This window comes from Lentzea sp. NPDC060358, from assembly GCF_042725365.1.
Lineage (GTDB): Bacteria > Actinomycetota > Actinomycetes > Mycobacteriales > Pseudonocardiaceae > Lentzea.
Map to the genome: position 1 here is coordinate 1 of NZ_JBHXCW010000250.1, position 10,773 is coordinate 10,773.

General features: G+C 72.3%; 5 protein-coding genes. All 5 read right to left on the bottom strand.

The window, feature by feature from the left end; all coding sequences use genetic code 11:
• Positions 1 to 345: 345 nt before the first annotated feature.
• Positions 346 to 2,856 carry an ABC transporter permease gene (locus tag ACFWGZ_RS34510; protein ID WP_382455783.1) on the bottom strand — a complete coding sequence of 837 codons (2,511 nt, stop codon included), beginning with the start codon at positions 2,854 to 2,856 and terminating at the stop codon, positions 346 to 348.
• 5 nt (positions 2,857 to 2,861) lie between these two features.
• Complete coding sequence (locus tag ACFWGZ_RS34515; RefSeq protein ID WP_382455779.1) at positions 2,862 to 3,620, bottom strand: ABC transporter ATP-binding protein; 759 nt, start codon at positions 3,618 to 3,620, stop codon at positions 2,862 to 2,864.
• A gap of 119 nt (positions 3,621 to 3,739) precedes the next feature.
• A complete protein-coding gene (locus tag ACFWGZ_RS34520; protein WP_382455780.1) occupies positions 3,740 to 6,706 on the bottom strand; it encodes a helix-turn-helix transcriptional regulator in 2,967 nt (988 codons plus the stop codon).
• 11 nt (positions 6,707 to 6,717) lie between these two features.
• Positions 6,718 to 6,873, bottom strand: a complete 156-nt coding sequence (locus tag ACFWGZ_RS34525; RefSeq protein ID WP_382455781.1) for a hypothetical protein — start codon at positions 6,871 to 6,873, stop codon at positions 6,718 to 6,720.
• 813 nt (positions 6,874 to 7,686) lie between these two features.
• A complete protein-coding gene (locus ACFWGZ_RS34530; RefSeq protein WP_382455782.1) occupies positions 7,687 to 10,521 on the bottom strand; it encodes a BTAD domain-containing putative transcriptional regulator in 2,835 nt (944 codons plus the stop codon).
• Between the last annotated feature and the right edge of the window lie 252 nt (positions 10,522 to 10,773).

Here is a 10,773-nt window from a genome sequence, read left to right on the forward strand (position 1 = left end):
TAATTTTGTGGAGACGGTAAACAAAAACGTGGACCGTTTTTCGCGTGCGTCTCGTTCGGGTGACCCGCGCGGCACCCGGATGAGGAAGTGGCACGCCCGGGCCCTCGCACGGGTCGTCCCCCACCCCAGGTAGAGGGGGTCGCGCGCCGTTCATGACGCGCGGGGCCGAACTTTTTTCGGCGGCGCGCGGGCGTCCCGCCCGAACGGTCTCCGGACACGGCGGAGGCCCGGCGCCCCGACGGCACCGGACCTCCACCGATCCCCCGGCCGTGCGGCCCCTGTACCCGCACGCCCGCGCCCGCCTGACCCGGGCCCCCGACGACGAGGACCAGGCGGGGTGTCTCCCTACGCCTCCGCCATCCCCGCGACGATGGAGTTCCGGGCGGCCCTCCGGGCCGGCAGCACCGCGGCGACCACGGCGGCCACCACGGCCAGGCCGAGCATCACGCCGATCTGCGCGAACGGCACCGAGAAGCTGACCTGCAGCTCCGGGTTGGACAGCGCCTCGACCAGGATCCAGCCGAAGCCCGCGCCCAGCAGCACGCCGACGACCGCGCCGATCAGCGCCATCAGGATCGACTCGACCACCAGCATCTGCCGCAGCTGGCCCCTGGTGAGGCCGAGCGCCCTGAGCAGGGCCGACTCGCGGGTCCGTTCCAGCACCGACAGCGTGAGCGTGTTCGCGATGCCGAACAGCGCGATGATCAGCGCCAGGCCCACGAGCGCCCAGATGAACAGCAGGATCTGGTCGAGCTGGGAGTTGAGCTCCGCCTTGGTCTCGGCCGCGGAGTTGAGCACCGCGACCGGCGAGGTGGAGATGACCCGTTCCAGGTCGGTCCTGGCGGCCGCGATGTCGGTGCCGGGAGCGAGCTTGACCAGGAGCTTGTCGAAGCCCTTCACCGGCTCCTTCGACAACGCGGTGGCGGCGGGCAGCGTCACGATGCCCGTGCCGTAGGTGTTGTCCTTGACCAGCGCGGCGACCTTGAAGTCCTTGCCGCCGAGCTGCACGGTCGCGCCGACGGCCACGCCCGCCCGCTTGGCGTCCTTCTCGCGCATGGCGATCTCGTCGTCCTTCAACGAGCCCAGGGGTCCGTTGGTGGTCTCGGCGCGGACGAGCGAGCCGATCGCGTCGGCCGGGTAGCCGGTCACGTAGGCGTACTCGAGCTGCGGCGACTCGGTGGACGTCGTCAGCTCCGGCGCGATCTTCGCGACGTCGCGGACCTTCGCGAGCTCGTCGGCGAACTTCTGGGTCAGCGGCTGGCTGTAGACGCTGGAGCTGACCTCGTAGTCGGCCGGGAAGCGGTCCTCGACCTTCTGGTTCATCGTCTCGCGGGCGCTGCCGGCCACGACGGTCACCATCGCGACGATGGTCACGCCGATCATCAGCGCGGCGGTGGTGGCGGCGGTGCGCTTGGGGTTGCGGCCCGCGTTGGCCGAGGCCAGCTTCGACGGAACCCCGCGCAGCGCCTTGCCGAACAGCCGGTTCACCAGCGGGACGTACAGCGGGCCGAGGAGCAGGACCGCGAGCAGCAGCACCATCGTGGCGCCGCCGGTGACGAACAGCGCGGCCTCTTCTTCCTGCTGCATGCCGAGGTGGACGGTGGCGGCACCGGCCAGGGCGATCAGCGTGGCGACGACGATCCGGACCTTGCCGGTGCGGGCGACGTCGTCGTGGCTGTCCGGCTGCGAGCGCAGGGCCGCCACGGGGGCTACGCGGGTGGCGCGGCGGGCCGGCAGCACGGCCGACAGCACGGTCACGACGACACCGACGCCGAAGCCCGCGACGATCGTCGTCCAGGTGAGCGGCAGGCGGATGTCGACGTCGCCGCCACCACCGCCCACCGACCCGACGAGGACCTGCAAGCCCGCCGAGACGCCGAACCCGCCGAGGATGCCCAGCACCGACGCGACGAGGCCCATGAAGACGGCTTCGGCGAGCACGCTGCGGAACACCTGCCCGCGGTCCGCGCCGACGCAGCGCAGCAGCGCGAGCTCCTTCGTGCGCTGGGCGACGAGGATCGTGAAGGTGTTGTAGATGACCATGCCCGCGACGACGAGCGAGATCGCGGCGAACGCGAGCAGGAACGACTTGATCTCGCCGGCGGCGTCGCCGACCTGCTCGAGCGTGGCCTTGGTGAGCTCTTCACCGGTCTGCACCTGGTAGCCGGAGCCGACGACGGCCTTGATCTCGTCCGCGAGCTGCTGCTGCGACACGCCGGACCCGGCGACCGCGACGATCTCGTAGATGCGCTGGTCCGGGATCAGCGTGCGCATGCCCTCCGGCGAGACGACCACGTGGTCGCTGCCGGACATGGAGATGCTGCTCGCGCCCTGCTGGTAGGAGCCGACGATCGTGTAGGAGTGCTCGGCGTTGTCCTTGTCGAGCATCGTGAGCTTGTCGCCGACCTTGAGCTTCGCGATCTGCGCGGTCTTGGTGTCAACGGCGATCTCGTCGGACTTGGCGGGGAACCGGCCGTCCTGGAGGTTGAAGTCGCGCAGCTTCTCGGTGGTGGGCAACGGCTGCACGACGGCGTTGCGCGCCTTGCCGTCGCCACCGAGCAGGGCCGCGCTGCCGAACTCGCGGGAGTCGGCGCCCTCGACGCCCTGCGTGGAGCGGATCTTCTGCAGCAGGTCGGCCGGGATGCCGGTCTCGCTGTTGGGGCTGTTGTCCGCCAAGTGCACCGCCGCGTCGACGTTGCGGGCGCTGCGGGCGAAGTTGTCCCTGGTCTGGGCCTCGACCGCGTCACCGAGCACCAGCGTGCCGGTCACGAACGCCACGCCGAGCGCGATGGCGATGCTGGACAGCACCAGTCGTGCCGTGCGGGCACGCAGGCCCGCGAGGATCGTCTTGAGCATCGAGCTCACGCCCCCAGGTGCGTGAGGGCGTTCACGACGGACTCGGTGGTCGGCTGGTGGATCTCGCCCGCGAGGCGGCCGTCGGCGAGCAGCACCACGCGGTCGGCGTAGCTGGCGGCCACCGGGTCGTGCGTCACCATGATCACCGTCTGGCCCAGCTTGCGGACCGACATGCGCAGGAAGTCCAGCACCTCCGCGCCGCTGCGCGAGTCGAGGTTGCCGGTCGGCTCGTCCGCGAAGATCACCTCGGGCCGGGCGACGAGCGCGCGGGCGCACGCCACGCGCTGCTGCTGGCCACCGGAGAGCTCCGTCGGGCGGTGCGTCAGGCGGTCACGCAGCCCGAGGACGTTGACGATCGTGTCGAACCACTGCTGATCGGGCTTGCGACCCGCGAGCTCCAAGCCCAGCAGGATGTTCTGCTCCGCGGTCAACGTCGGCAAAAGGTTGAACGCCTGGAACACGAACCCGACACGGTCACGGCGCAGCTTCGTCAGGTCCTTGTCGCCGAGCTTCGTGATCTCGGTCTGTCCGATGTGGATGGACCCACCGTCCACCGTGTCCAAGCCCGCCAGGCAGTGCATCAGCGTCGACTTGCCCGAACCCGACGGACCCATGATCGCCGTGAAACGCCCCGCCTGGAAAGCGACGTTGATGCCGTCGAGCGCCCGCACCGCGGTGTCACCCCTGCCGTAGACCTTCACCAGGTTGTGGGCGGCCGCGGCGGTAGTGCCGACAGCGCTCGTATCGGACACCAGTGCAGACATGTCTCTTGCCTTCCTCACAGGGGGTGGTGCGTGCTGAGGAAGAAGCTAGGAGCAGCCCGGGTGCGCGGTCATCAACTCCGCGACGCGTTGCGCATCAGCCTGAGGTATGACAACCGGGACTACTCCAGCAGACCCCGGTCGTACGCGATCGCCACGGCCTCCGCGCGCCGGGAGGCGCCCAGCTTGGCCATGATCCGCGAGAGGTGCACCGAGACGGTCTTCTCGCTGATGTAGAGCTCCTCGCCGACCTCGCGGTTCGTCCGCCCGGCGGCCACGAGACCGAGCACGTCGCGTTCGCGCGGCGTGAAGAGGTCGACCTGCTCACGGACCGGTTCCTCGGGCCTGAGGGTGATGCGGGCGCGCTTGGCGCACGAGGCCACGGCCTCGCCGAGCGGGAGGGCCTTGAGCTCCGTCGCCACCTCGTCGGCCTTGCGCAGCTCCTCGGCGGCCTCGTCGCGGCGGTCGGCGCCGAGCAGGGCCTCCGCGAGCCGCCAGCGGCACAGCGCCTGCTCGTACACGAGCCCGTAGGCGAACCCGTCGACCGCGGCTCGCCACAGCTCCGGGTCGCCGGCACCGGTCAGCCGCGACTCCTCCGCCACGGCACGGGCGAGCCATGCCTGGCCCTCGGGACCGAGGGAGGTGCTGCGCGGGACACCGTTCTTCGCGGTGAGCCGGACGTGCTCGGCCAGCTTGCGCCCCGCCTCGACGGCCTTCTTCTCGGCGGCGGCGTCGCGCTTGCGCCGGGCCTTGGCCGCGATGTCGGCGTACCCGGCGACGCCGACCGCGCCGATCCGGATGTCCGCGAGCGACCACGGCCCGCCGAGCTTCTTGGTCCACTCCACGGCGTCCGCGACCCGGTCGACCGCGAGCTCCGGACGACCGCGCCACAACGCGAGCTCGCCGCCGGTGCCGCCGGTGATCAGCGCGATCTGGATGTCGCGGTGCCAGTCGTTGCGCAGCTTGGTGATCATCCGCTCGGACTCGGCCAGCTCGCCGCGCGAGACCGTGAGGTGCGTGCCGGCGGCGGCGAGCCGGGCGAGGACCGTGGAGGACACGGACGTGCCCGGCGGTTCGCTCGCCCACTCCGCGTAGGACCAGTCGCCGAGGTAGTAGTGCACGAGGACCTGCATGATGCGGATCTCGACGCCGTAGGTGCTCCAGGTCAGACCGGTCTCCTGGGCGCGGTCGCCCGCCTGCTTGAACACGCTCGCGGCCTCGGCCAGGTCGCCCGCGTCGTAGTACATCAGGCCGAAGTAGTACCAGGCCCGCAGCTCGGTGTTGACCGCCCCGACCTCGCGGGCGCTCTCGATCGCGCGCTCGAAGTCCGTGCGCGCCTCGGCGTGGCGGCCCGCGTAGTCGCCGAGGAGCCCGAGGGTGCCCAGGGCGTCCGCCACCGCACCGGGAGCACGCGCGGCCCGGCCGTCCGCGATGGCCTTGCCGGCGAACTCCCCGGCCTCCGCGTGCCGCCTTTGCTGGCGCAGCAACGAAGCCATGCCCGCGAGCACACGGGCGCGAGTCGGGCTGGCGTCGCGTTCGCGCACCAGGTCCCAGGCACCGGTCATCACCTCGTGGTGCTCGCGGTCGTTGCCGTCGAGCGTCGACAACGCCTGGGCGAGCCGGAGCAGCACCTCGGCCGCGTCCTCGGGCGACTGCCCGCCGAGCGCTTTCTGGGCGTTGCGCCCGAAAGCGACGGCCCGCTCCGGCTGGCCCGCCGTGCCCGCGACCCAGGACGCCCGGCGCAGCAGCACCGACTCGTCCACATCGGACGGACGGTCCGCCGCGGGCACCGCGGTCCACAGGGTGAGCGCCTTCTCCAGGTGGCGCAACGACTCCGCGGGCGCACCCGCCCGTTCGGCCTCGCGCGACGCGGTGATCGACGCCTTGAGCGCCTGCGGCAGGTCGTGACTCTGGAACGCGTGGTGCGCCAGCGCCGCGGCGGCACCGCGTTCGTCGAGGTGCTGGGCCAGGTGGTGGGCGTAGCCCGCGTGCAGCCGGACCCGTTCGCCGGGCAGCAGGTCGCCGTACACGGCCTCGCGGACCAGCGCGTGGCGGAAGGCGTAGACCTCGTCGTCCTCGACGACGAGCAGGTGGTGCTGGACCAGCTCGCGCAACGCCGCGTCGAACGCGATGTCCGTCATGCCGGTGACCTCGCGCAACCGGTAGTGCCGCACGCGCCGTCCCCGCACCGACGCGACCCGCACCACGTGCTGCGCCTCGGGGCTGAGGCTCTCGACCCGGCTGAGCAGCACGTCGGCGAGCGCGGACGGCAACGACCGCGCGTCGTCGCACGTGGCCACCGCCGTGAGCTCCTCGGCGAAGAACGCGTTGCCCTCGGACCGTTCCGCGACCTGCCGGACGACGTCCTGCGGCAGGTCGTCGGACAGCGCCTCGACGAACCTGCGGGCGTCGGCGGCGTTGAACGGCGTGAGGTCCAGACGGTCGACGGCGGGCAGCCGGACCAGCTCGGACAGCAAGGGGCGCAACGGATGGCTGCGGTGCAGGTCGTCCGCGCGGTAGGTGCCGACGACGAGCAGGCGCTGGGAACGCAGGCGGGACAACAGGAACGACAGCAGGTAGCGCGTGGAGGCGTCCGCCCAGTGCAGGTCCTCGACCACCAGAAGCACGCGTTGCTGCTGCGAGAGATCGCCGAGCAACCCGAGCACCGCGTCGAAGAGCTGCAGCTGCCCGACGTCCTGCTCAGGCCGGCGACCGGGGATGAGACTCGGCGCGATCATGCTCTCGGTGCCCGGCTCCCGTTCGGCCGGCAACGCGAGCTGGGGCAGCAACATGGCGAGCGCGGGCCGGTTCGCCGTGTTCCCGAGCGTGCTCAGGGCCTCCGCGAACGGCAGGTAGGGCAACCCGGTCTCGCCGGCGTCGAGGCACCGTCCCGTGAGGACGAGCGTGTCCCCGGCACTGGCGGCGAGCTCACCGACCAGCCGCGTCTTGCCGACCCCGGCATCCCCCGCGAGCAGCACCGCCCCCGCGGCACCCTCCCCCGCCTGCGCCAACGCGGCGCGCAACCGGCCCAGCTCCCGATCACGCGCGACCAACGGGATACCGGTACCGAGGCGCGCCACGAGAGGCATGCTCGCACACGTCATGCCCCGACGCCGCCGTGTTTCCGCGAGGTGCGGTGGATCACCCGCCGCAGCCAGGACGGCCCGGTGCCGTGCGACCGCTGCCAGTTGCACCGGGCGCTGTCACGCCGGTAGTCGATTTCCGCCTTGATCGCTTCGGGGGTCCATTCCGTCATGGTGCCGAGGGTGCTGCTGAGGGGGCGGGGTGGGCATCGGGCGATCACGTGGTCCGGGAGCGGTGGGGGCCTTACCCCGGCCGGTGGGGTTGGCGGTGCGGGCGGGAGTGCGGCGGGGTGGAGGGGCTGAGGGGTAGACGGGTGCTGCGGGCGAACGGGGCTGCGGGCGGACGGGCGCAGCCTGCGCGGACCGCGCCGAGGTGCGGAGAGCGTGGATGGCGTCGGGGTACGAAGAGCGCGGATGGCGCCGGGGCTCTTACGCGCCCGCAGCGTGAACGCACCTCTCGGGCCTGAACGCGCGCCTCAATCCGAGGGCACCCGTCAGTCGGAACGCGCGCCTAGCGCCGAACGCACCCCTCGCGCCGAGCGCGCACCTCAGGCGAGCCGACGGTTCTAGCCGAACGCACGCCTCGGCACGAGCGCACACCTCGCGGCCCACGGCACAAGCGCGCACCTCACGCCATGCGGCCCGAGTGCGCCCCTCACGCCAAGCGCACCCCTCGGCCCGAGGGATGCCTCAAGCCAACTGCTCCCTTCGGCTCGAACACGCGCCTAACGCCAAGCACACCCTCGCCCCGAGCACGCACCCGCCCGAGCGCACACCTCACGTCAACGACGCCCCTCGACCCGAACGCGCGCCTCACGCCAACTGCTCCCCTCGGCCCGAACGCGCCCCTCCCGCCAAGCGCACCCCTCACCCCGAGGCACGCCCCAAGCCGCGCCCCACGCCAACCACCCCTCGAACCGAGCGCACCCCTCACACCGACCCCAACCCCACAACCCCAACCCCAGCGCCGAACCCCCAAACGGCGCTCACCCCACCGAAGCCACCCGAGTCCGAGCCAGCCGCGCCCGCACCCCGTCCGCCTCCGGAGCACCCAGCTCCGTGAACAACGCCAGCGCCCGCTGCCAGTGCGCCGCCGCCCCCTGCGCGCCGAGCTCCTCGAACACCGCCGCCAGCCGGTCGTGCGCCAGTGCCTGGTGGTACGGCGACACGGCGTCGGAGGCGACGGCCAGGGCCGTCCGCGCCGACGACAGCGCGCCGTCGGTGTCGCCGGTCTCGAGCAGGGCCGTCGAGATGTCGACGTGGCACGCCGCCTCGCCGCACTGCTCGCCCACCTCGTGGTACATCTCCAGCGCGACCCGCAGCCAGGGCATCGCGTCGTCGAAGCGCTGGGTCGCGAGGTACAGCAGGCCGAGGTGGTGGTGCGCGTTGGCCTCGGCCCACTTCGAGCCGGCGATCCGCGAGATCTCCATCGCCTCGCGGTAGTGCGCCTCCGACTCCTCGGCGCGGCCCAGGTCGAGCAGCGTGCCGGCGACGGTGGTCAGCGCTCGGGCCTGCTGGTGCACGTCCTCCTTGCGCCGGGCCGTCTCCAGGGCGCCGCGCTGGGCTTCCAGGGCCTCCTCGAAGCGTTCGAACTGCAGCAGGGCCACGCCGAGGTTGAACTGCATCACGAACCGCGCGTCGTCGTCGTTCAGCGCTATCGCCGCCTGCAGCGCGGCTTCGGTGAGGCGCAGCGAGGTCTCTCGCTCGGTGCGCAGCCAGAGGTAGCGCGACAGCGTGTACGGCAGCTGCCAGGCGTGCACGTGCCAGCCGGAGGTCGCGGCGTGCTCGGCCGCGGCGATCAGGTTCGCCCGCTCGGCGTCGAACCACGCCATCGCGTCCGCGGCGCCGGACAGCGCCGGCACGTGGACGGGTCTGTGCTCGGGCGCCACCAGGACGCTGCCGCGGTTGATCGGCAGCAGGCCATCGGCCAGGTCCGAGCAGTGCAGGTAGTAGTCGAGCATGCGGCCGGTCGCGGCGCGGCGTTCCGGTTCGGACAGCTCGCCCGCCAGGGTCTTGGTGTAGACGCGGACGATGTCGTGGGCGACGTGGCGGCCGGGTTCGCTGACGGACAGCAGGTTCGCGGCGGTCAACGCGTCCAGCGCCCGCTGCGCCTCCAGCACGCCGACCTCGCCCATCGCGGCGACCACGTGCGGGGTCAGGTCCGCGCCGGGGTGCAGGCCGATGATCGCCAGCAACCGCGACGGCAGCGCGGGTAGCGCACGGCGTGAGGCGTCCAGCGCGGCACGCACGGTGCCTTCGCCGTCCTCGAGACCGAGGGCGGCCAACCGGCCGTGTTCGTCCTGCAGTTCCTCGACCAGTTCGGCCACCGCGAGCTTCGGCGACACGGCGAGTCGGGCCGCGGCGATGCGCAACGCCAGCGGCAGGCCGTCGCAGAGCTCCGCGAGCTGCCGCAGGGCGCCGGACTCGATGTCCTCGCGCCCGGCGATGCGGCCCAGCACGTCGACGGCGGCATCCGGGTCGAGCATGTCCAGCTCGACCAGCTTCGCCTCGACCTGCGCGACGAGACCGACGAGGCGGCGGCGTGAGGTCACGACCACGCACGAGGGCGCGCCGGGCAGCAACGGCAGCAGGTCGGCGGAGCTGCGGACGTTGTCGAGCATCACGAGCATGCGGCGGTCGGCCAGCAGCGTGCGCAGCAGTGCCGAGCGCTCGTCGACCGAGACGGGCGTGTCGCTCGCCGGGACGCCGAGCGCGCGCAGGAACCGGTTGAGCACCTCGCCGATCTCCAGCGGTTCCCGGTTCGGGTCGTAGCCGTGGACGTCGACGTAGAGCTGGCCGTCCGTGAACTCCTCGCGGACCCGGTGCGCCCAGTGCAGCGCCAGCGCCGTCTTGCCCACCCCGGCCGGTCCGGTCACGAGCAGCACCGGGCCGTCGTGGCCGCGCAGCACGGCGTCCATCTGGGCCAGCTCGGGATCCCTGCCGACGAGCACGACGGGCGCGCGCGGCAGCTGCGCCGGCACCGCCACCGGCGCGAGTTCGCGGGCCGTGGCCTGCACCGGCACCCGGACCGGTGCGCGTTCGGGCTCGGGGCTGTTGCCCGCGAGCACGGCCTGGTGCACGCGGCGCAGCTCGAAGCCCGGTTCGACGCCGAGCTCCTCGATCAGCACGCGCCGCGCCTCCCGGTACGCCGCCAATGCCTCCGCCTGCCGGCCCGCTTGGACCAGCGCGCGCATCAGCAGGCCGTGGCCGCGTTCGCGCAACGGGTGCTCGGCGACCACCGCGCCCAGCCGCGCGACGAGTTCGGGCCCCTGCCCGATCGCGAGGCCGAGCTCCGCGCGTTCCTCGAGCACCGCGAGCCGCCGTTCCACGAGCCGGCCGCGCTCGACGTCGGCGAAGAGCCCGGACACCCCGCCCAGCGGCTCGGCGCGGAACAGCGCCAGCGCGTCGTCGAGCTCGACCGCGGCTGCGGCGAGGTCACCGGCGGCGCGCAGGCGGTTCGCGAGCAGCACTTGACGTTCGACCACGTCGAGGTCGAGCGCGCCCGGTTCGACACGCAGCAGGTAGCCGTCCCCCGCGGACGTCAGCAGCTCGGCCGGGGCGCGCCGCGCGCGGGCCGGTTCGAGCGCCCGGCGCAGTCCGGCCACATAGGTCTGGACCAAATTCACCGCGCTGGAGGGCGCGTTGTCGCCCCAGACGGCTTCGATGATCTGCCCGCGGCTGACGGGCGTGCCGCGGGCCAGCAGCAGGACCGCGAGGACCGCGCGCTGTTTCGCCGCCCCCAGATCAACGTCCTGACCTGCGCGAACGACTCGGAGAAGGCCGAGAACCTCGTACCTGAGGGGTTCCTCGCCGTGCGTCACCGATCTGTCCTTCGCCTGGTGGCCACCTGGAGCTTGAAGATCACTTCAGTCGGGCTCCAGTCGTGCTGTAGAAGCCATTCTTACGCTTAGCGTGTCCAACCAACCACAGACGGCGAGATCAACGGAAACCGGAGATCGAGCGGCTGGCGCGGGTTGGACCGGACAGCGGAACACCCGCTGCTCCCCATGATCGACGTGGGTCGGCCGGCGTGCAAGGGGCATCCCGCCCGCGGCGGCGGAACGCCGGCCGGC